Origin of the sequence: Aureimonas sp. SA4125 (genome assembly GCF_019973775.1) — a bacterium.
Taxonomy (GTDB): Bacteria; Pseudomonadota; Alphaproteobacteria; order Rhizobiales; family Rhizobiaceae; genus Plantimonas.
Window position 1 is genome coordinate 1,633,981 of sequence record NZ_AP025032.1, and the last position, 21,187, is coordinate 1,655,167.

The 21,187-nt window shown below is 62.7% G+C and carries 12 protein-coding genes and 8 pseudogenes; 7 read left to right on the forward strand and 13 right to left on the reverse strand.

Annotated features, from left to right (window positions below; translation table 11 throughout):
- Nucleotides 1-168 precede the first annotated feature (168 nt).
- From Sa4125_RS07500 to Sa4125_RS07515, 4 genes and pseudogenes are all read right to left on the reverse strand, one after another.
- The gene (locus Sa4125_RS07500) at nt 169-1,722 is read right to left on the reverse strand and encodes an ISL3 family transposase (protein WP_224007639.1); all 1,554 of its coding nucleotides are present in this window, start codon (nt 1,720-1,722) and stop codon (nt 169-171) included.
- A gap of 187 nt (nt 1,723-1,909) precedes the next feature.
- Nucleotides 1,910-3,177 (reverse strand): annotated as a pseudogene (locus Sa4125_RS07505) (IS5 family transposase); the annotation flags it as partial.
- Between the two features lie 187 nt (nt 3,178-3,364).
- Nucleotides 3,365-4,117 carry an ABC transporter ATP-binding protein gene (locus Sa4125_RS07510; RefSeq protein WP_224005478.1) on the reverse strand — a complete coding sequence of 251 codons (753 nt, stop codon included), beginning with the start codon at nt 4,115-4,117 and terminating at the stop codon, nt 3,365-3,367.
- Nucleotides 4,118-4,122: 5 nt separating this feature from the next.
- Nucleotides 4,123-4,920 carry an ABC transporter permease gene (locus Sa4125_RS07515; RefSeq protein ID WP_224005481.1) on the reverse strand — a complete coding sequence of 266 codons (798 nt, stop codon included), beginning with the start codon at nt 4,918-4,920 and terminating at the stop codon, nt 4,123-4,125.
- A 330-nt stretch (nt 4,921-5,250) separates the two neighbouring features.
- Here Sa4125_RS07515 and Sa4125_RS07520 point away from each other — a divergent pair, with 330 nt between their 5' ends.
- The 3 genes from Sa4125_RS07520 (at nt 5,251) to Sa4125_RS07530 (ending at nt 8,918) form a co-directional block, all read left to right on the forward strand.
- Nucleotides 5,251-6,402 (forward strand): acyltransferase, encoded by a 1,152-nt coding sequence (locus Sa4125_RS07520; protein WP_224005485.1) that lies wholly within the window; start codon nt 5,251-5,253, stop codon nt 6,400-6,402.
- A 305-nt stretch (nt 6,403-6,707) separates the two neighbouring features.
- Nucleotides 6,708-7,529: a class I SAM-dependent methyltransferase gene (locus Sa4125_RS07525; protein ID WP_224005488.1), complete on the forward strand. Its 822-nt coding sequence runs from the start codon at nt 6,708-6,710 to the stop codon at nt 7,527-7,529.
- 81 nt (nt 7,530-7,610) lie between these two features.
- The gene (locus Sa4125_RS07530) at nt 7,611-8,918 is read left to right on the forward strand and encodes an IS701 family transposase (RefSeq protein WP_223998556.1); all 1,308 of its coding nucleotides are present in this window, start codon (nt 7,611-7,613) and stop codon (nt 8,916-8,918) included.
- Nucleotides 8,919-8,960: 42 nt separating this feature from the next.
- On the opposite strand, the pseudogene Sa4125_RS07535 reads toward Sa4125_RS07530, so the two are convergent.
- The 3 genes and pseudogenes from Sa4125_RS07535 to Sa4125_RS07545 all read right to left on the reverse strand — a co-directional run.
- Nucleotides 8,961-9,670, reverse strand: a pseudogene (locus Sa4125_RS07535) (IS5 family transposase); the annotation flags it as partial.
- A gap of 62 nt (nt 9,671-9,732) precedes the next feature.
- Complete coding sequence (locus tag Sa4125_RS07540) at nt 9,733-10,941, reverse strand: IS256 family transposase (RefSeq protein ID WP_223998301.1); 1,209 nt, start codon at nt 10,939-10,941, stop codon at nt 9,733-9,735.
- A 304-nt stretch (nt 10,942-11,245) separates the two neighbouring features.
- Nucleotides 11,246-12,454: pseudogene (locus tag Sa4125_RS07545) on the reverse strand (IS701 family transposase); the annotation flags it as partial.
- Between the two features lie 67 nt (nt 12,455-12,521).
- Between Sa4125_RS07545 and Sa4125_RS07550 the strand changes: the two are divergent.
- The 3 genes and pseudogenes from Sa4125_RS07550 to Sa4125_RS07560 all read left to right on the forward strand — a co-directional run.
- Nucleotides 12,522-13,417, forward strand: a pseudogene (locus Sa4125_RS07550) (IS3 family transposase); the annotation flags it as partial.
- Nucleotides 13,418-13,486: 69 nt separating this feature from the next.
- Nucleotides 13,487-14,622 (forward strand): IS3 family transposase gene (locus Sa4125_RS07555; protein ID WP_223998800.1). Its coding sequence is split into 2 segments (ribosomal slippage): nt 13,487-13,754 and nt 13,754-14,622, totalling 1,137 coding nucleotides; the frame shifts between segments, so codons are not numbered across the junction.
- A gap of 312 nt (nt 14,623-14,934) precedes the next feature.
- Complete coding sequence (locus tag Sa4125_RS07560; protein WP_224005491.1) at nt 14,935-15,330, forward strand: IS5 family transposase; 396 nt, start codon at nt 14,935-14,937, stop codon at nt 15,328-15,330.
- A 3-nt stretch (nt 15,331-15,333) separates the two neighbouring features.
- On the opposite strand, the gene Sa4125_RS07565 is transcribed toward Sa4125_RS07560, so the two are convergent.
- Nucleotides 15,334-15,471, reverse strand: coding sequence for a hypothetical protein (locus Sa4125_RS07565; RefSeq protein WP_224005494.1), 138 nt, complete (start codon nt 15,469-15,471; stop codon nt 15,334-15,336).
- Nucleotides 15,472-15,592: 121 nt separating this feature from the next.
- Between Sa4125_RS07565 and Sa4125_RS07570 the strand changes: the two genes are divergently transcribed.
- The gene (locus tag Sa4125_RS07570) at nt 15,593-16,801 is read left to right on the forward strand and encodes an IS256 family transposase (protein ID WP_223998301.1); all 1,209 of its coding nucleotides are present in this window, start codon (nt 15,593-15,595) and stop codon (nt 16,799-16,801) included.
- A gap of 583 nt (nt 16,802-17,384) precedes the next feature.
- Here the strand turns inward: Sa4125_RS07570 and Sa4125_RS07575 are convergent.
- The 5 genes and pseudogenes from Sa4125_RS07575 to Sa4125_RS07595 form a co-directional block, all read right to left on the reverse strand.
- Nucleotides 17,385-17,543 (reverse strand): annotated as a pseudogene (locus tag Sa4125_RS07575) (IS256 family transposase); the annotation flags it as partial.
- 180 nt (nt 17,544-17,723) lie between these two features.
- Nucleotides 17,724-18,844 (reverse strand): annotated as a pseudogene (locus Sa4125_RS07580) (IS1182 family transposase); the annotation flags it as partial.
- A gap of 34 nt (nt 18,845-18,878) precedes the next feature.
- Nucleotides 18,879-20,032 (reverse strand): IS3 family transposase gene (locus Sa4125_RS07585; protein WP_223999062.1). Its coding sequence is split into 2 segments (ribosomal slippage): nt 18,879-19,768 and nt 19,768-20,032, totalling 1,155 coding nucleotides; the frame shifts between segments, so codons are not numbered across the junction.
- Between the two features lie 51 nt (nt 20,033-20,083).
- A pseudogene (locus Sa4125_RS07590) lies at nt 20,084-20,272 on the reverse strand (IS5/IS1182 family transposase); the annotation flags it as partial.
- 53 nt (nt 20,273-20,325) lie between these two features.
- Nucleotides 20,326-21,083 (reverse strand): annotated as a pseudogene (locus tag Sa4125_RS07595) (IS256 family transposase); the annotation flags it as partial.
- Nucleotides 21,084-21,187: the final 104 nt, after the last annotated feature.

Sequence of the window (21,187 nt, forward strand, 5' to 3'; positions counted from 1 at the left end):
CAGTGATCGGCGCCAGGCGCCGACACCCGCGTGATAACGGATCGCATCGGCCTACCTTGCGATGCTCCGGGTATGCTGGCTCCCAGAGGATCGAGACGCCGACCGGGCGACCGTGGTCAGGCGCTCCCGGCGACTGGTCGCGCGCCGTGACGGGCGCGAGGGCCCCGATCATGGCGCGCCGAGCAGTCGGGCTTCGAGGAGGTCGATCTTGGCTCGCCCGTACATTTGGCGTTTGACGAGCTTAAGCCTGTTGACGTGCCCTTCGGTCTGGCCGCTCGACCAGGGCTCGGTGATAGCGGCGCGTACGGCGGCAAGATCTTTCCTGATGCCGCGGACGAAGGACGTGATGAGGCGCGGTTCTGCGTCACGAAGCCAAGGGTCGAGATCGGCCTCCGCCTTGCGCCGGACGATCGACTGGAAGCGGTCGATTAGAGCCCGGGCCTCGGCCAATGCCGGTGCCCCTTTCTCGATCACCGCGATAGTCAGCGTCTCGGCCTTTGTGAGATGATCGCGCTTCAGCGTCATCAGGCGGGCGATGGTTCGGGCCGAAGGCGGCTTGCGAAGCTCGGCGGTCGTCATGCGGTCCGAACGCCGACGGCGTGTCGTCCATTCGCAGACCACACGGGTCGAGCCGCCGAAGCCGAGGGCACGAAGGCGACGCCAGAGCTCAGCTCCGTTGCGGCAGCCCGCTTCCCATTGCGCGTCGAGGAACGGCAGATGCGGGTCGAGCGAACCCTGGCGAGCGCGGAAGACGTCCGTGCGCTCGCCCCGCACGATCAGGCGCACGAGTTTGCGACTTCGACCCGTTCTGCGGACAATCTCCTTGATGGAGGTGCCGGTGGAGGCAAGCTCCGCAACGGTCGCGTTCGTCTCCTCGCGGCGGAGATAGCCCTCGTACTGAAGCCGTTCGGCTGACGTCAGGAGCTTGGGATCAACGACGCTCGCCCGTAGAACGGCACGGATCGGCTTCATCGACTTCGCTACGGCGTCGAGGAAGTTAGCGCTGGCGTTCTCCATCAAGTGCCATCGGTCGGCGACCTGGGTGGCATTGGGCAACGCCCGTGCCGCCGCTTCCCTGTAGCCGCCGCCTCGATCGCGGGAGACGACCGGAATGGTCGGATGGTTTGTCAGCCAAGCGGTAACGGTTGCGATCTCGCGATCGGGCAGCAGCTTGACGATCCGGCGACGCTCCAGATCGCAGACGATCGTGCCGTAGCGGTGGTTGCGCCGAAAAGCCCAGTCATCGACGCCGACGGCGGCCAGAGGATCGAGACGTTTACGGGTCCGGCGCCGAACGACGCGAATCAGCGTATCGTTGCTGACAGGGATCATCAGGCGTTTGGCAAAGGCGGCGCCCGGTCTCCCTCCGAGGGCGAGGCCGAGATGATGGACGATGGCCTCCATGCGTCCGGTGCGACGCGACCGTTCCGGAGCCGTCACCCCGAAACGCTCGGCGAAGATCTTCCTGCGGCAACCAAGGCCGTCGCATCGGAAGCGTCGCGTCACCAGTCGGAGCTGGACGGCTCGACCGGCCAGAGGCAGGTCAGCCAAATGGCGGTGATATCGGCTATGGACGCGGCGGGAGGGACGGTCGCAAGAGGGGCACATCGCGACCTGCACACGCGCCGATGCCGTTACGATCAAGATGCCGTCCGCCGACTCCTGATGATCTACGGCAAGCCCGGGCGGGATGAGGGATGAAAGCGGCAGGCGACATGACATGGCAGCGATCTCCATTGAAATCGCCATTCCCATCTCCAAACTGCACCGAAGATGAGTCAGACCCAAAATTGCACGCCGAATGACAGGCGATGCCCGTTTGCAATCGCAATCGGGGTTTTTCTTTATCCGGCGGGGGTATGGCGGGGCCGACGAAGAGCGTCTGGATGAAGGCACGCCAAATGGCTGCGAACCAGCGCAGGAGAAGGTGGAAGTTGTAGCCGGCGGCGGCGAGGACGGCGTTGCTCCGGTCGCCTTCGGGGCCTTTGAGGGGGTTGCGGTCCATTCGATGGTCGGCCTTGAGATGGCCGATGACGGGCTCGACGGCGGCGCGGCGCTTCATCTCGCGCTTGATGGCCCTTGTGGTGTGGCGGACCTGGCCGGTGACGAAGACGCGCAGGCGGTTGGGGTGATTGTGGCCGCGATAGCCGCGGTCGACATGGATGCGCTTGACCTCGACGCCGGTGATGCTCTCCATCTCGGCGACGACAGGGCCGAGGGTGTGGCCGTCGAACGGATTGCCGTGCAGGGCCTTGGCATGGAGGACGAACTGGCCGCCCCTGGGCTTGGTGGCCGGGGTGGCGACGGAGACCTTGCAGCCGAACTCGTAGGGCTTGTGCGCCTTGCCCTTGCCGATGCATTCGACCTCGGGCGCATGCAGCGAATAGACCTTCGGCCCGCGCTGGCGGTGCTTCTGGTGCAGGAGCCGCATCGACAGCGACAAGAGCCCGGCGAAGCGCTCTTCCAGGCCGGCGTTTCCGGCGGTTTTGCGGCGGATGTCGCGCATCAGGCGGCCGAGCCGTGTGCGCAGGAATTTGAGCTGCCGGTTGGCCCGCTTGAACTGCTTGGCATGACGATAGCGCCCGACCATGATCGCCGCCCGCTTGGCAAGCCGGACATAGCTCTGGCGCAGGGCAAGGCCGTTCTTTCGGGCCAGCGCCCCCAGCTTGACGATCGCCCGGTGCAGCAGCCTGGCATCGGTCGGATGGGCGATCGCCTTTTCCTGCACGGTCGTGTCGACGACGACGCGCTCGAGATCCTTGCCCTCGATCGCCCCGCTGCGGTGGGCGACCGACAGGCTCTCCTGCAAGAGTGCCGAAAGCCGCTCCTCGCCGAGCCGCTGACGCCAGTGCGTCAGCGACGAGCGATCAAAGCTCAGCCTGTGGCGGAAGGTCTCCTCGCCGCAGAAGAACTGGAAGTACGGGTTTTCCACCCAGCGCGCGCACAGCGCCTCGTCGGACAAAGAGTGCATGTGCTTGAGGATCAAAAGCCCTGCCATCAGCCGGACCGGCAGCGGCGGCTGGCCGACGCCGGCATGATGCACCGCGCCAAAGCGCCTCTCGACAAAGGACCAGTCGATCTCCTGGCAAGCCGCACCAGCGGGTGCCCCATGTCGATGATCTCGCACAGCGCCGGCAGGAACAGGTCTCGATGACGCTCATCCCGCGGTTTGGACATCGTCCCTGCCTCCGCTGATCGCCTGGAGAATCGGACCATGAACCGCCGAAAAAGGGAATCCGGAATCGCAAGAAATCCAGGCTCAAACCCCAGCTTTTTTGCAAAATCGGATACTTGCCGAATACGAAAAACCGTGGGGGATCAAACAGTCAGAGATCGTTCACGGACGACTGCAGCCTCTCCCGCCTCAGGCCGCAGCGGGCTTTGTCGCCAAAACGTCGGCGATCGGGCCGAACTCGACCATCCTGCCGGACTCTATCCGCATGCCGAGATTGCAGATGCTGCGCAGCAGGTTCTCGTCGTGCGAAGCGATCACGAGGATGCCGGCGCGGTCCGTGATCTCTTTCAGGCGCGCATTGGCTTTCAAGCGGAATTCCGCGTCGCCCACGGCCAGCCACTCGTCCATCAGAACGATATTTCCTTGGACGCTTGTCGCGATGGAGAACATCAGCCGGAGAAGCATGCCGGCGGAGTAGGTCCTGATTGGAAGGTCGATATAATCGCCGAGCCCCGAAAAATCCGCGATCGCCTGGGCCGTGGCCGTGATCTGGCGCTGGGTCAGACCCGACATCAGTCCGCGCAGGATGATGTTCTCATATCCCGTGGACTCGTCGTCGAAGCCGATGTTGATATCGAACATCGGCACCAGCGTACCTTCCCGCCGGATGGATCCGGCAGTCGGGGAATAGATGTCGGCCAGGGCGCGGATCAACGTGGTCTTGCCGGCTCCATTGGGTCCGACGAGGCCGAGACGGTCGCCTGCCTTGAGCGAGAAAGTGATGTTGTCGAGCGCGCGCACGACGCTGACGTCGGTTCCGCTCGAGACCATCTTGCCGCCGACGTTGCGGGCCTTGGCAATAGCGACGGTGCGCAGCGAGCGGGCCCGGCGAGACAGGATGGGAATGTCGACGCAGACATTCGTGGCCACGAGCGAGGTCATCTCGGTTACACCCAGTACGCGATACGGTTGCGATAGCGAAGATAGAGCACGGCTGCCAATCCCGCCGACACGGTTGCCCAACCGAAGGCGCCGACCCAGACGAGGGGATCGACGGCTCGATCGAGCAGCGGATCGCGCGTCACCCTAATGAAGAAGGAGACCGGGTTGAGCCAGAGAACGACATGGCCGTATTTCAGCGTCTCAGGATACCACATGATCGGCGTCACGAAGAAGAGGAATTGCGTGATCGCCTGTACAAGCGGCGGTATATCGCGGAACCGCACGCAGAGAATGGAGACGACGACGGCGACGCCGGAGGAGAATACGTAGGTCAGGAGCAGCCCGACCAGCGCCACGAGCATGGACCATTGCAGATCCCAACGCAGCCAGAGCCAGATCCCCACGAGCACGACGATATTGTGCAGGAAGATGATCAGGTGCCGCTGCATCATTCGCATGATGTGAAAGACGATCGGAAGCTGCGAGCCCTTGATGAAGTTGCCGTTGCCGATCAGCGTATGGGCGGACTCGGTCAGCGTGGCGGAGATGAAGCCCCAGACCAGAAATCCGGTCGCGAAATAGGGCAGGTACTTGTGCATGTCCTGGCCAAAGAACTGGCCGTAGATCAAGCCGATCGAGATGACGAAGATCGCCGTGGTCGCCGTGATCCAGAACGTCCCGAGAGTCGAGAGGCGGTATTTCGAGCGGATGTCGACCCAGGCAAGGGTGCGCCAGATCCGGTTGTCGGTGACGATCCGGATGATGTCACGCCTGCCGCGCTCGTCGTGTCTGATCAAAGCCATGGAATACCTTGCGATGGGACCCGGATACCGACAGCGCGGCGAGCGCCGGACACCGTGAACTCCACCCGGCATACCCAGTCGGTTCTTTCGACGCGCTCCTATAGCGCCATTCCGAAGGCGCACGCAAGTTGGCTGAGATGCCGTTGGGCCTGAACGTGCAACGGGACCCCCGGCGCTAGAAACCGCGGAAGCAGGGCAGGGTCGATCGCGGACCGGGCTGTAAGACGATACCGCAGGGGCACGCTGTCATCCACTCTTTGACCTCGGCTTCGAGCCGTCATAGAGACGGTCGCGACGCTGAGACGGGAAGCACTGGCTGCGAGGCTTACATTGACGCACAGAGTTGAGGCGCTCACGGGGCTGCGTTTCGTCGCCGCAATTTTCGTCCTTCTTGCCCACGCTTATCCCGCGGTGCAGTTCCAGGCCAACCATGCCATCGTCTACGCTCTTCATGGTCTCGCTGGAACCGGAATGGTGCTCTTCTTTACGCTCAGCGGCTATGTCATCTCAGCCAACTACTCTGCGCAGTTTCGAACGAGGCCGTGGCGCAAGGCCACCTGGAATTTTGCCGTTGCGCGCGTGGCGAGGCTCTATCCGGCATACGCCGCCGTGTTCGTTCTGGCTTTGCTGCTGGCGGCCGAGAAAGCGGAGATCGACTGGCCGAACCTGCCGTTCTTCATACCCATGTCCCAGGCATGGTTGCCGACGGCCAACGGCAGATTTCCGATTTATGCGTTGCCCGGCTACGCCCACAGCTGGTCCCTGAGCGTCGAACTCGCACTCTACGCCGTCTTTCCGCTGGCGGTTCTCGCCACGCGCTTCGTGCGCACGCGCGGTGCCTTCCTGCTCGTATGCCTGGCCGTTGTCACGTTGGGGGCGGCCGCCAATCTGCAGCTATCTTCAGTCTGCGGCGGATGGCAGGTGGCGCTCGGCGCGGACGCGTGCGACTGGCTGATCTATCGATCGCCCATCACGCATTTCTTCGAATTCTTTGCCGGAATGTGCACGGCAAGCGCCATCGGCTATCTCGCGCCGCAGAAGCCAAGCGTGTTCGAGCGACGCGTCGGCATGCTCGTCGGGCTTGCGGCGATCGCGATCGGCGGATTTGCCACTTACCTCATGGCCTTGTCCGCCGTCGAGCGTAACGTCCTGCTGCAAGGCTGGTCGCAGTCGCTCCTTCTTCTGGCGGTGCCGCTGCTGCTGTTCGTCGTGGCACGCTATGACGGCCGGATGCGGACGTTCATGGAGACGCGGTTCATGATCTGGGGGGGCGAGATCAGCTACTCGCTGTACCTCCTCCACCCGATCATCATCGAGGCTTTCGTCAAGCCGCCGCGTCTGGGGATCTCCGTGCTCGACTTTCTCTACTGGCTCACGATCATGGCGGCCATTTTCGCCACCTGTCTCCTGGCCGCCTCCGCCTCCTACCAGATCGTGGAAATGCCCGGCCGCAGGCTGTTGCGTCGCCTGATGCGCGAGTAGGACGTAGGCGTATCAGGGATATAACGCTGACGAGCAGCGCCGGCCGGCCGCAGCGACGGCCGCATTGCACTGCAACATGCCGCATGCGCTGCATTCAGACATTCATGTCCCTCAGCTTGTTTTCTGCGCCTTCGGCCTTTGTGCAGCGCACCCCGCAGTGACGCTGGATATCGCTTAACGTTCTGCCTAAGGGTAGAAAGCCGCCAGCACCTCGTGACTTGGAGTTTCCGCATGGGTTTTTCCCGATCGCCGTTGAAGCAATGCTTCAGGAACATCTATATCGGCCCCTGACCGGACGCGTTCTGATGATCGGCCGGCAGAACACGGGTCTTACCGAAGAGGCCGTGAAGGCGCTGCTCAAACGGTACGGTATCGCCCAACGCGACATCGAATTCGAAGTCGATGCCTCGACCGTCCACAAGGTCGCGGCGGGTCCCGGCCCTTTCGTCATGGATCGCAGTTTCATTAATGCGTTCGCGGACTGCACGGTCGAAGCGATCGACGTCTCGCCCTATGAGAGGGCCGAGATCGTACACGATCTGTCGCAGCCCATTCCCGATACGCTGACGCGCCAATTCGACTTCATCTATGACGGGTCAAGTCTTGACAATATCTTCGATACGACGGCGGCGATCAAGAATTACGACCGGCTTCTCAAGCCGGGCGGTCGAATGATCCTGATGAATTGGAGCAATTCTCTGGCGAACGCCTATAGCATGCTGACGCCTGACTGGTTCATGGACTTCTTTTCATTCAATGAATACCGAGACGCGAAGGTCTATGTTGTCCAGATGGAGCCGCCGCATCTTTCGTTCTGGCATTACGACCCTTATGTCGTCCAGCACGGCCAGACCGGCTATCAGATCTCGTCGATCACCAGCAAGGAAATGCGCGCGACGATCTGCGTCGCCGAAAAGGGCGAGAACGACGCCAAGAATGCCAGTCCGGTCCAGCAGCATTACCGCGGGGACGACCGGGATATGTATCTGGCAAGCGCCAAGCGCTTCCATGAGTCACCCCGGCCGATAATGCAGTTGCAGCATTGGGGCAAGACGACAGCCAAACCCAATATCAGCAACCGAAATGCCGTGTATCTTATTGCCGATAGCAATACTGGGAAGTACTAGCACTACTTTGGCAGGTTGGAGGAACCGAGTGGCATCATCGTTGATTCGGATGTCATGATGGGCTGACCGGAATGACGCGCGATGACGGTGGACGATGGCTGGCGAAGCGATTTGGAGCGGTGGCTCGAACCGTTTTTGGCGGGGCTGTCGCATCCCTCTCGGCGCAGGATGTGTCCGCAATACATCGCTGGCTTGATCGGCCCCGGTGACCGCAAGAGCGTGCAGCCGATGGCTGCTCGTGCGGGTGAAGCCGGCTATGACCAGCTTCACCATTTCGTTGCGGCAGGGATATGGGACAGCGCACCGCTCGAGTCGGCGCTGCTGAACGAGGCCGACCGGCTGGTGGGTGGTGCCTGTGCCTTCCTCGTCATTGACGACACGGCGATGCCGAAGAAGGGCTATCATTCGGTCGGCGTCGCGCCCCAATATGCCTCGTCACTGGGTAAGAATGCGAACTGTCAGACGTTGGTGTCGGTGACGCTGGCGTCGCGTGAAGTGCCGGTGATGGTTGGCCTGCGCCTATTCCTGCCTGAGAGCTGGACCGGCGATCCGGAGCGCATGACGCGGGCGAAGGTGCCCGTCGAGAGGCAGGTCGTCCTGACCAAGCCGGAGATCGCTATCGAGGAAATCGACAGGGTAAGGGCCGCCGGTGTGCGCTTCGGCTGCGTGTTGGCTGATGCCGGCTACGGCATGAGCGCGCCGTTCCGCCAGGCGCTGAGCGAGCGCGGCCTATCCTGGGCGGTCGGCATACCCGGCCGTCAGAAGGTGTATCCAGCTGACGTCGCGATGATCTTCCCAATCTCGGGACATGGCCGGCCTCGGCAGCACCACATCCCCGATGCGAAGTCCGTCGCCGCCGAGAAGCTGCTGGCCGGGCAGCAATGGAAAAGGGTCAGTTGGCGGCGCGGCACGAAAGGGCGGCTGGCGGCGCGTTTCGCAGCTTTGCGAGTGCGCGTGGCCGACGGTCCGACCCAGCGGATCCGCGACATGGGCAACCAGCATCTGCCGGGCGAAGAAGTTTGGCTGGTCGGTGAGCATCGCTCGACCGGCGAACGCAAATACTACCTCTCGAACTTGCCAGCCGACGCGACGATCAAAACGCTTGCGGGAGCTATCAAGGCGCGGTGGATCTGTGAGCAGGCACATCAGCAGCTCAAAGAGGAGCTCGGCCTCGACCACTTCGAAGGGCGATCATGGACCGGACTGCACCGACACGCGCTGATGACGATGATCGCCTACGCCTTCCTCCAGTCCCGCCGCCTCACCGCAGCGGGACGGAAAAAAAAGAGTCTCGGGTCCGCCGCCGCAACCGAGCATGCCCGCTGTCCGACAGGCGATCCTCAACGTCTTCGCAAGACCGCCGCCGGCACGTTGCCCTCATTGCAATGAACCGCTCGCTTCGCCTTCGACAATCAACCTGCCAAAGTAGTGCTAGGCAGTGTGGACAAAGTGTCTGATCCACAATCGGATGGATGCCACGAGAACGAAGCCGAGAAAGCTGTCTGCGGTCTTGTCGTATCGCGTGGCCAGCCGCCGACTGTGTTTCAGCTTTGAGAAGCAGCGCTCGACGAGGTTTCTCAGGCCGTAAATGTATCCGTCAATGACGGGTTGGACCTTGCGGTTTCGCTTTGCGGGGATGACCGCGGCAACGCCTCTGGCCTTGAGGTCGGCAAGGATGAAGTCGGCGTCGTATCCCTTGTCGGCGAGCAGGACACAGGGCTTGGGACCGGGCTGGTCCATGACCGGCGCATAGCCTTTCATATCGGAGACCTGACCGCCGCTCAGCGTGATAGCGACAGGGAGGCCTCGAGCATTGCTGCGGAGATGGATCTTGGTCGAGAAGCCACCACGAGAGCGGCCAAGACTTTGGTCCTGATCCCTTTTTTTAGCGCGCCGGCGGCGTGCTGATGGGCGCGGATAATGGTAGAATCGATCATTTGAACGCTGTCATGACCCGTGCCGATCTCATTCAGCGCCTCCAGTATCACGTCCCAGAGCCCCGCCTGCGTCCAGCGCCGGAACTGGCGATAGACGGAGTTCCAGGCTCCGAAATCGCTGTGTAGATCACGCCACGCCGTCCCCGTTCGGGCGATCCAGAAGACCCCGTCGAGCACCAACCGATGATCGCGAGGCCGTCTACCTCGCCTCGGAGGTCGTGTCCGTCAACGTGGTGGAAATTGAGTGTAGCTGAAGCGGCTCCGTTTCAGGCGACTTCGGTGGAAATCTGTTCGGGTTTTGCAGTGTTGCCCATGGCCATGAGGTCGGCCATGGGTTCGGTCTGCATGTAGCGGTTCTGGATCTGCCATTCGTCGTTGGCCTCGAGAAGGACGGCGCCGATGAGCCGGATGATGGATCCCTCGTTCGGGAAGATTCCGACGACGTCGGCACGCCGCTTCACCTCCTTGTTCAGGCGCTCCAGGGAATTCGTCGAATGGATCCGGGTCCGGTGCTGACTGGGAAAATCCATGTGCGCCAGCACGTCGGTCTCGCTGTTGTCGATGAAGGCCCCGAGCTTTGGACACTTTCCCCGAAGCTGGTCGGCGACGTGGCGCAGCGCCTGGCTGGCGCTAGCACGATCGGGCTGGGCGAAGGCTTGGCGCAGCGCGGCCGCCGCCATGCTCTGCTGCGCCTTCGGGACATACGACAGGGCGTTGCGCATCCAATGCACCCGGCAGCGCTGCCAGGAGGCGCTGAACACCCGGCGAATGGCGGCTTTCAGCCCTTCGTGAGCATCCGAGATCACGAGCTTCACGCCGGACAGGCCGCGGCGCACGAGGCTCTTGAGGAAGCTCGACCAAAACGTCTCCGCTTCCGAGGGGCCGATGTGAAGGCCGACGATCTCGCGCTTGCCGTCCGTGTTCACGGCCACGGCGATTATGGCGGCGACCGAAACGATGCGTCCACCCTCGCGCTGCTTCAGGTAGGTCGCATCCAGCCAGAGGTAGGGCCAGTCGCCAGTGAGAGGACGGTCGAGGAAGCCGCCGACGCGTTCGTCGATGTCTTTGCACAGCTTCGATACGGTGCTCTTGCCGATCCCCGACAGCCCCATGGCCTGTACCAGATCGTCGACCCGCCGGGTGGAAACGCCGCTGATCCAAGCTTCCTGAATGACGGCAACCAAGGCCTTCTCCGAGAGCTTTCTCGGCTCCAGGAACGGCGGGAAGTAGCTGCCCTGCCGAAGCTTGGGTATCCGAAGCTGCAACGAGCCGAGCCGCGTGTCGAGCGAGCGGTCGCGGTAGCCATTGCGATAAGTCGCCCGTTCCTGCGTCCGTTCGTGGCGCCCGGCGCCGATCATGCCTTCAACGTCGACCTCCATAAGGAGCTGCATCACGCTCTCGGCTATCGTTCTCAGGAAATCGCCGTCCCCGGCTTTCGCAAAAAGCTCGGCAAGCGGTAGTCTGTCCTCGGTCATCGGGTTCTCCGGTCAGGTTGAAGTCTCGCAACTCCACCTTAGCCGCCCTATCCGGTGACCGCCTCAGCCACACCTTTCAATGTCGGAATTTCCACCACGAGCGCGGACACTACCGCCTCGGACCCTTCTCGACCACGAACGGCTCGAAGAAGGCCCATTCCGCATCCGACATCAAACCTCGAACCAACACCGCCCTCCGCAAAGAGCAGCCTTGAATCAGTCAGCAGGTGATTTGGGAATCCCCTTTGTCCACACCGCCTAGCACTACTTTGGCAGGTTGATTGTCGAAGGCGAAGCGAGCGGTTCATTGCAATGAGGGCAACGTGCCGGCGGCGGTCTTGCGAAGACGTTGAGGATCGCCTGTCGGACAGCGGGCATGCTCGGTTGCGGCGGCGGACCCGAGACTCTTTTTTTTCCGTCCCGCTGCGGTGAGGCGGCGGGACTGGAGGAAGGCGTAGGCGATCATCGTCATCAGCGCGTGTCGGTGCAGTCCGGTCCATGATCGCCCTTCGAAGTGGTCGAGGCCGAGCTCCTCTTTGAGCTGCTGATGTGCCTGCTCACAGATCCACCGCGCCTTGATAGCTCCCGCAAGCGTTTTGATCGTCGCGTCGGCTGGCAAGTTCGAGAGGTAGTATTTGCGTTCGCCGGTCGAGCGATGCTCACCGACCAGCCAAACTTCTTCGCCCGGCAGATGCTGGTTGCCCATGTCGCGGATCCGCTGGGTCGGACCGTCGGCCACGCGCACTCGCAAAGCTGCGAAACGCGCCGCCAGCCGCCCTTTCGTGCCGCGCCGCCAACTGACCCTTTTCCATTGCTGCCCGGCCAGCAGCTTCTCGGCGGCGACGGACTTCGCATCGGGGATGTGGTGCTGCCGAGGCCGGCCATGTCCCGAGATTGGGAAGATCATCGCGACGTCAGCTGGATACACCTTCTGACGGCCGGGTATGCCGACCGCCCAGGATAGGCCGCGCTCGCTCAGCGCCTGGCGGAACGGCGCGCTCATGCCGTAGCCGGCATCAGCCAACACGCAGCCGAAGCGCACACCGGCGGCCCTTACCCTGTCGATTTCCTCGATAGCGATCTCCGGCTTGGTCAGGACGACCTGCCTCTCGACGGGCACCTTCGCCCGCGTCATGCGCTCCGGATCGCCGGTCCAGCTCTCAGGCAGGAATAGGCGCAGGCCAACCATCACCGGCACTTCACGCGACGCCAGCGTCACCGACACCAACGTCTGACAGTTCGCATTCTTACCCAGTGACGAGGCATATTGGGGCGCGACGCCGACCGAATGATAGCCCTTCTTCGGCATCGCCGTGTCGTCAATGACGAGGAAGGCACCGGCACCACCCACCAGCCGGTCGGCCTCGTTCAGCAGCGCCGACTCGAGCGGTGCGCTGTCCCATATCCCTGCCGCGACGAAATGGTGAAGCTGGTCATAGCCGGCTTCACCCGCACGAGCAGCCATCGGCTGCACGCTCTTGCGGTCACCGGGGCCGATCAAGCCAGCGATGTAAGAGGTGGTCCCGGAAAACCGGACCAGCATTTAGGGTGGATCGCCTGATGAGAAGGACGATCCGAGCATGTCGAAGAGGGCGCGGTATTCCGCGGAATTCAAAGCCAAGGTCGCGCTGGATGCGATCCGAGGCGAGCTGACGCTGGCCGAATTGGCGAAGAAGCACGGGGTGCATCCGAATGTAGTCGGCCAGTGGAAGCGCCTGGCCATCGAGAACATGGCGACAGCGTTCGGGGGCGGCGTTGCCGAGACGGCCCAAGATCGCGATGCGGAATTCGAGAAGCTCCACGCCAAGATCGGGCAACTCGTTGTGGAACGGGATTTTTTGCAGAAGGCCTTCGGTCGATGAGCCGGGATCGAAGGCAGGCAGGCATCGAGAAGGACCATCCTCGTCTCAGCGTCCGGCGCCAATGCCGTCTTTTGTCGTTGACGCGCTCGACGCTGTACGCCACGCCCGCGGGCGAGAGCGCCGAGAACCTCGCTTTGATGCGACGGATCGACGAGCAGTTCCTGGAGACGCCATGGTATGGCTCTCGGCAGATGGCGCGCTGGCTGCGTCGGCAGGGTTATCTCGTCGGGCGTCATCGCGTTCGGCGGCTGATGCGCAAGATGGGCCTGTCGCCGATCTACCAGGCGCCGCGAACCAGCCAGCCGCACCCGCAGCACCGGATCTATCCCTATCTCCTGCGGGAACTGACGATCGAGCGGCCGAACCACGTCTGGTGCACAGACATCACCTACATCCCGATGCGGCGAGGCTTTCTGTATCTCGTGGCGATTATGGACTGGGCGACAAGGAAGGTGCTGGCCTGGCGGCTGTCGAATACGATGGACGTCGGCTTCTGCATCGAGGCGCTGGAGGAGGCCATGGCCCGCTTCGGCAGACCGGAGATCTTCAACTCCGACCAAGGCTCGCAGTTTACCAGCGCCGACTTCACCGACAAGCTGAAGGCGGCCGGGATCAGAGAGGTGGTCCCGGAAAACCGGACCAGCATTTAGGGTGGATCGCCTGATGAGAAGGACGATCCGAGCATGTCGAAGAGGGCGCGGTATTCCGCGGAATTCAAAGCCAAGGTCGCGCTGGATGCGATCCGAGGCGAGCTGACGCTGGCCGAATTGGCGAAGAAGCACGGGGTGCATCCGAATGTAGTCGGCCAGTGGAAGCGCCTGGCCATCGAGAACATGGCGACAGCGTTCGGGGGCGGCGTTGCCGAGACGGCCCAAGATCGCGATGCGGAATTCGAGAAGCTCCACGCCAAGATCGGGCAACTCGTTGTGGAACGGGATTTTTTGCAGAAGGCCTTCGGTCGATGAGCCGGGATCGAAGGCAGGCAGGCATCGAGAAGGACCATCCTCGTCTCAGCGTCCGGCGCCAATGCCGTCTTTTGTCGTTGACGCGCTCGACGCTGTACGCCACGCCCGCGGGCGAGAGCGCCGAGAACCTCGCTTTGATGCGACGGATCGACGAGCAGTTCCTGGAGACGCCATGGTATGGCTCTCGGCAGATGGCGCGCTGGCTGCGTCGGCAGGGTTATCTCGTCGGGCGTCATCGCGTTCGGCGGCTGATGCGCAAGATGGGCCTGTCGCCGATCTACCAGGCGCCGCGAACCAGCCAGCCGCACCCGCAGCACCGGATCTATCCCTATCTCCTGCGGGAACTGACGATCGAGCGGCCGAACCACGTCTGGTGCACAGACATCACCTACATCCCGATGCGGCGAGGCTTTCTGTATCTCGTGGCGATTATGGACTGGGCGACAAGGAAGGTGCTGGCCTGGCGGCTGTCGAATACGATGGACGTCGGCTTCTGCATCGAGGCGCTGGAGGAGGCCATGGCCCGCTTCGGCAGACCGGAGATCTTCAACTCCGACCAAGGCTCGCAGTTTACCAGCGCCGACTTCACCGACAAGCTGAAGGCGGCCGGGATCAGGATCTCGATGGATGGCAGAGGTCGCTGGATCGACAATCGGTTCATCGAGAGGCTCTGGCGGTCGTTGAAATACGAATGCGTCTACCTGAATGCGTTCGAGACGGGCTCCGAAGCCCGGCATGGGATCGGCTCGTGGATCAGCTACTATAATGCCGAGAGGCCGCATTCGAGCCTACATGACGCGACACCGAACGAAGCCTATGCGATGAGCTGGGCCGATGAGAAACTGGCGGCATAACCACAACCGCGTTCCACTCTAAATCCGCCGCTGGATGGTCTGAAAACCGGGACCACCTCTGTATTGCGGACACATCCTGCGCCGAGAGGGATGCGACAGCCCCGCCAAAAACGGTTCGAGCCATCGCTCCAAATCGCTTCGCCAGCCATCGTCCACCATCATCGCGAGTCATTCCGGTCAGCCCATCATGACATCCGAATCAACGATGATTCCACTCGGTTCCTCCAACCTGCCAAAGTAGTGCTAGGCATCGTGGACGAAGGTTGACGTGAGACTCGCGCATTGATTCAAGGCTTCTTTTTGGAGGCATCCTTGGGCGAACGCATCGGTCTGACGGACGAGGAATGGGCGCTGATCGGGCCGCTGCTGCCGGCCGAGCGCGGGCGCGGGTGTCGACCGGCGCAAGACAACCGGCTCTATTTCGAAGGCATGTTGTGGATGGCGCGGACGGGTTCGCAATGGCGGCACCTGCCCGACGGATATGGCAAGTGGAACAGCGTGTTCCGTCGCAACCGACGATGGGTCGAAACTGGCGTGTTCGATGCCATGCTCGAAACGCTGGCCGAGATGGTCGAGCGAGACGCGACCGCCGACATGATCGACTCCACCATCGTCCGGGCACATCACTGCGCAGTCGGCATAAAAAGGGGACTCAGCAGACAGAGTGTCATTCGGCGGGCAATTTTGGGTCTGACGCAATCTCGATGACGATCAGGGCGCTCCAATGAGGCGGGCTTCGAGGAGATCGAGCTTGGCGCGGCCGTACATTTGGCGCTTGACAAGCTTCAGTCGGTTGACGTGCCCTTCGGTCTGGCCGTTCGACCAGGGCTCGGTGACGGCAGCACGCACCGCTGCGGGTAGTGTCCGCGCTCGTGGTGGAAATTCCGACATTGAAAGGTGTGGCTGAGGCGGTCACCGGATAGGGCGGCTAAGGTGGAGTTGCGAGACTTCAACCTGACCGGAGAACCCGATGACCGAGGACAGACTACCGCTTGCCGAGCTTTTTGCGAAAGCCGGGGACGGCGATTTCCTGAGAACGATAGCCGAGAGCGTGATGCAGCTCCTTATGGAGGTCGACGTTGAAGGCATGATCGGCGCCGGGCGCCACGAACGGACGCAGGAACGGGCGACTTATCGCAATGGCTACCGCGACCGCTCGCTCGACACGCGGCTCGGCTCGTTGCAGCTTCGGATACCCAAGCTTCGGCAGGGCAGCTACTTCCCGCCGTTCCTGGAGCCGAGAAAGCTCTCGGAGAAGGCCTTGGTTGCCGTCATTCAGGAAGCTTGGATCAGCGGCGTTTCCACCCGGCGGGTCGACGATCTGGTACAGGCCATGGGGCTGTCGGGGATCGGCAAGAGCACCGTATCGAAGCTGTGCAAAGACATCGACGAACGCGTCGGCGGCTTCCTCGACCGTCCTCTCACTGGCGACTGGCCCTACCTCTGGCTGGATGCGACCTACCTGAAGCAGCGCGAGGGTGGACGCATCGTTTCGGTCGCCGCCATAATCGCCGTGGCCGTGAACACGGACGGCAAGCGCGAGATCGTCGGCCTTCACATCGGCCCCTCGGAAGCGGAGACGTTTTGGTCGAGCTTCCTCAAGAGCCTCGTGCGCCGCGGCCTGTCCGGCGTGAAGCTCGTGATCTCGGATGCTCACGAAGGGCTGAAAGCCGCCATTCGCCGGGTGTTCAGCGCCTCCTGGCAGCGCTGCCGGGTGCATTGGATGCGCAACGCCCTGTCGTATGTCCCGAAGGCGCAGCAGAGCATGGCGGCGGCCGCGCTGCGCCAAGCCTTCGCCCAGCCCGATCGTGCTAGCGCCAGCCAGGCGCTGCGCCACGTCGCCGACCAGCTTCGGGGAAAGTGTCCAAAGCTCGGGGCCTTCATCGACAACAGCGAGACCGACGTGCTGGCGCACATGGATTTTCCCAGTCAGCACCGGACCCGGATCCATTCGACGAATTCCCTGGAGCGCCTGAACAAGGAGGTGAAGCGGCGTGCCGACGTCGTCGGAATCTTCCCGAACGAGGGATCCATCATCCGGCTCATCGGCGCCGTCCTTCTCGAGGCCAACGACGAATGGCAGATCCAGAACCGCTACATGCAGACCGAACCCATGGCCGACCTCATGGCCATGGGCAACACTGCAAAACCCGAACAGATTTCCACCGAAGTCGCCTGAAACGGAGCCGCTTCAGCTACACTCAATTTCCACCACGTTGACGGACACGACCCCGCTGCGCAATCCCTGATGATGCCGCGGGCGAACGAGGCGATCAGGCCGGGTTCAGCGTCAAGAAGCCAAAGGTCCAGATCTACCGAGGCCTTCCGCCGGATGATCGACTGGAAGCGGTCGATCAAGGTTCGCGCTTCGGCTAGAGCCGGAGCAACTCCCTCGATCGCGGCGACGGTGAGGGTCTCGGCCTTCGTCAGGTGATCGCGCTTCGACGTCATCAGACGGGCGATGGTACGAGCCGACGGTGGTCTGTGAAGCTGGGCGGCCGTCATGCGTTCGGAACGGCGCCGGCGTGTCGCCCACTCCGAAACGGCCCGGGTCGATCCGTCAAAGCCTAGCACCCGCAGGCGGCGCCAGAGTTCGGCTTCGTTGCGACAGCCTGCCTGTCAAACGGCATTCAAATCTGGGTCTGACGCAATCTCGATGACGATCATGGCGCGCCGAGCAGTCGGGCTTCGAGGAGGTCGATCTTGGCTCGCCCGTACATTTGGCGTTTGACGAGCTTAAGCCTGTTGACGTGCCCTTCGGTCTTGGGCACCTTCGGCCGGATCTGGTCGGCGACGGAGCGCCATTGCAGGCTGGCGGCCTCGGGCGTCTCCTGGGCGAAGGCGGTGGCGATGAAGGCCGACACCACCCGGCGTCCGCTCTTGCCGGCATGGGCCAGCACATTGCGCATGAAGTGCACGCGGGGGCTGTTGAACAAGTCCGCGTTTGAAGCATCGCAGGGAACGAAGATCCGGCCTGTCCGGCTGAAGCTCGGCGGCGCCTTTGTACAAGTCCGGCGGAATGGGGAAGCCAGATTGCGTTCGCTAAGAGGCGGAAGCCCCTTGTAAGAACCAGAGCACGAGGACGGTCTCGGTCAGATCGGTGCGAGCCGCTTCAGATTGATGGCCGCGGCCGTCAGGTAGGCTTGGATTCTCATGTTCGCGAGCCCGCGCCGAACTGCCCGTGCCAGCCCGTGCCAGGTCTTTGCCTCGCCGTGGAATCCTTCCGAACGCCAGCGATGGCGCTGGTACAGACGCTTGTCTTCCTCACCCCATTGCTCGCGGCGGCGCCGGGCGCGTAGCAGAGCTGGATAATCGTGCACGATGACGACGGCCTTGGTAACACGGGACGGAGAAAGACAGATCGTGGCGAGATCGCACCCGGCGCAGTCAACAGCCTTGGACGCGAAGAACCGTCCATGCGGGATCTTTGTCCGATTGGGTTGGAGGATCTGGCCGCGTGGGCACTTCACGTGATCATGCCGGGCATCATAGCGAAACTGGCGAAGCGGCACCTTGCTCCGGACCGGTTCTGCTTTGGTCGGGATCACGGCTGTGATGCCGCGCCGTTCGAGGCCGCCGAACACTTTGGCATAGGCATACCCGGCATCGGCCGTTGCCACCTTGATCGTCGCACCGGTCGTTTCTGTCACGGCGTCGAGACGGTTCAGGATCTCCTGCCCCTCGTTGACCTCGCCGGTCGTGATCTCGACGTCGAGGATAACGCCGAAGACATCATCGACGACCCCATGCTGCTTGTAGGCCGGCTCCAGTCGCCGATTGCGTCCATGGTTGCCATGCTGGCATCTGCATCGGTCACACAGACCTTCTTGTATCGACCAGACTTGCGGGATGTCTTGGCGGTGTCCTCGGCAACCTGGGAGGCTTCGCTCGCGTCGCCGTTCTCGGCTCGAATGGCATCGACGTGGCGGACCGCCAGGCTCTCCCAACTGACGTCCGCCCGGATCAGGGAGGCATCGACGTGAACGACCTCGCCCTTGGCGATCCCGGCCGAGACGCAGGCGGTGACCGTGCGCTTGAAGATCTGGCGGAACCGCTCGGCACTCCAGCGCTGGCGGATGCGGGTCAGCGAGGAATGATCGGGCAACGCCTCGTGCAGGCCGAAGCCGATGAACCAGCGGATCGCCAGATTGACCTGAGCTTCGTGCAGCAGACGTCGATCATGGACGATTCCCAGAAGGAAGCCTGCCAGCATCAGGCGCACTGGACTTGCCCCCTTTTAGTGGAGAGCGTTTTGATTACGCGGCGGCCAGTCGTTCGAACTGGACGGGGCTGATGAAGTCGAGCGCGGAATGGCGCCGGACGGGGTTGTAGAAGCTGTCGATGTAGCGGCCGATGGCCGCCTTCGCCTCGGTCCTGGTCTGGAAGACGGTGCGCCAGACCAGCTCGGATTTCAACGTCTTGAAGAAGGTCTCGACCATCGCATTATCATAGCAGTTGCCCTTGCCGGACATCGAGATCAGCACGTCGTACCTGCGTAGCTCGGCCTGATAGTCGATCGAGCAATATTGGCTGCCGCGGTCAGAATGATGGATCAGGCCGGTTTTCGGGCGGCGCAGGACGAGGGCCTTGCGGAGCGCCTCGAGAGCCAACTCCTTGTGTAGACGATCGCTGACGGCCCAGCCGACGACGCGCCGGGCGAACAGGTCGATGACGACGGCGAGATACAGCCAGCCCTCTCGCGTCCAAACATAGGAGATGTCGGCTCCCCACTTCTCGTCCCGGCGTTCGGTCGCGAAGTCCTGATCAAGGAGGTTCGGCGCGATCGGGAAGGCGTGCAGGCTGTCCGTCGTTCGCTTGAACCGCCGCTTCTGCCGGGCCTTGAGGCCGTTCTCGCGCATCAGGCGCGCTGTCCGACGGCGCCCGATAGCGATCCCCTCGGCCTGGAGTTCATGCCGCATGCGAGGACTCCCATAGGTGCCGTTCGACAACCGAAACGCCGAGCGGACATGCGCCAGAAGCACCATGTCGCGCTGCTGCCGGCGGCAGGCCGGTCGATCCTTCCATGCAAAATAGCCGCTCGAGCTGACGCCGAGGACCTTGCAGAGACGCTGGACGGGGAATTCTTCTTTCGCCGCATCGATGAGTTCGAACCTCACCGACTTCCCTCCCGGGCGAAAAAAGCCATCGCCTTCTTCAGGATGCCACGCTCCTGACGAAGGATCTCATTCTCCCGCCGCAGCCGCTTCATCTCCGCAGCCATGTCCTCGACGCGGTCGGGAGGCGGGCTTTCTATCAAGGCGTCGCGCCGCTTGTCGATCCAGCGCCGCAGTGTCGATAGCCCAACGCCAAGGTCCTCCGCGATCTCGCGCTGCGTCCGGCCGCTCGTCTCAACCAGACGGACGGCTTCCTCCTCGAATTCCTTCGTAAATCGTCGCTGTGTCTTCGCCATGGAGTTCCTCATGCCTCATTGAGAACTCTCCACTTTTCCGGGGCAAGTCCACACAGCGACTTCAGGGTCGATCCCCGGCCGTCCGGAACCGGGCGAGTAGCAGTCCGAGACGGCTTCGCGCAGCCAGGAAAGATCCAGGCCGCGATCGACGCGGACGAGGATGTGGTCGTCTGGAAGGAGGTCACGTAGCGACCCGCACATGTAGAGTTCGAGTTGATCACGCTCCTTCCGACCCAGCATCGCTGCCTCCGGCAAACCATCGACAGGGCCAGTGAATCAGGGGACACTGACTTCTTCAACAGCCCCACGCGGCAGCGCTGCCATGTCGCGTCAGAACCTTGGTGACGGCCGCCTTGATGCCCTCGTGTGCATCGGACACGACGAGCTTCACGCCGCGCAGGCCGCGCCGGGTCAGCTTGCGCAGGAACTCGGTCCAGATCGGTTCGGCTTCCGAGGTGCCGACCTCCATGCCGAGCACCTCGCGCCGGCCATCAGCGTTGACGCCGACGGCGATGATCACGGCGACGCTGACGATGCGCCCGCCGCGGCGGACCTTCAGGTAGGTCGCGTCGATCCAGAGATAGGGCCAGTCGCCCTCGATCGGTCGTTCGAGGAAGACCTTCACCTTGCCGTCGATCTCTTCGCAAAGCCTCGACACCTGGCTCTTGGAGATGCCGTCCATGCCCATCGCCTTGACCAGGTCGTCGACCGAACGGGTCGAGATGCCCTGGACATAGGCTTCCTGGATCACGGCCGTCAGGGCCTTCTCGGCCATGCGCCGCGGCTCGAGGAAGCCGGGAAAGTAGCTGCCCTTGCGCAGCCTGGGAATGCGCAGCTCGACGGTGCCGGCACGGGTATGCCAGTCCCTGTCGCGATAGCCGTTGCGCTGGGCGAGGCGCTCGGCGCTCTTCTCGCCATAGCCGGCGCCGGTCGCATTGCCGACCTCCAGTTCCATCAGCCGCTCGGCGGCAAAGCCGATCATCTCGCGCAACAGATCGGCGTCCGGGGTCTTCTCCAGAAGGCTGCGCAGGCTCATCATGTCGTCGGTCATCAGGGGATCTCCGGTTGCGGTTAGGTCTCGCAACCCAAGCCTAACCGGAAACCGCTGGTGACCACCGCGTCGCCGATCCCGTCCTACAGCGCAATCAAAGGCGC

Excerpts from the sequence above, each read along its gene's own strand:
- Sa4125_RS07540 (WP_223998301.1), bottom strand. The coding sequence starts at position 10,941 with ATGACCGAGGACAGACTACCGCTTGCCGAGCTTTTTGCGAAAGCCGGG.
- Sa4125_RS07570 (WP_223998301.1), top strand. The coding sequence starts at position 15,593 with ATGACCGAGGACAGACTACCGCTTGCCGAGCTTTTTGCGAAAGCCGGG.
- Sa4125_RS07515 (WP_224005481.1), bottom strand. The coding sequence starts at position 4,920 with ATGGCTTTGATCAGACACGACGAGCGCGGCAGGCGTGACATCATCCGG.
- Sa4125_RS07530 (WP_223998556.1), top strand. The coding sequence starts at position 7,611 with ATGACGGTGGACGATGGCTGGCGAAGCGATTTGGAGCGGTGGCTCGAA.
- Sa4125_RS07510 (WP_224005478.1), bottom strand. The coding sequence starts at position 4,117 with ATGACCTCGCTCGTGGCCACGAATGTCTGCGTCGACATTCCCATCCTG.
- Sa4125_RS07525 (WP_224005488.1), top strand. The coding sequence starts at position 6,708 with ATGATCGGCCGGCAGAACACGGGTCTTACCGAAGAGGCCGTGAAGGCG.
- Sa4125_RS07500 (WP_224007639.1), bottom strand. The coding sequence starts at position 1,722 with ATGTCATGTCGCCTGCCGCTTTCATCCCTCATCCCGCCCGGGCTTGCC.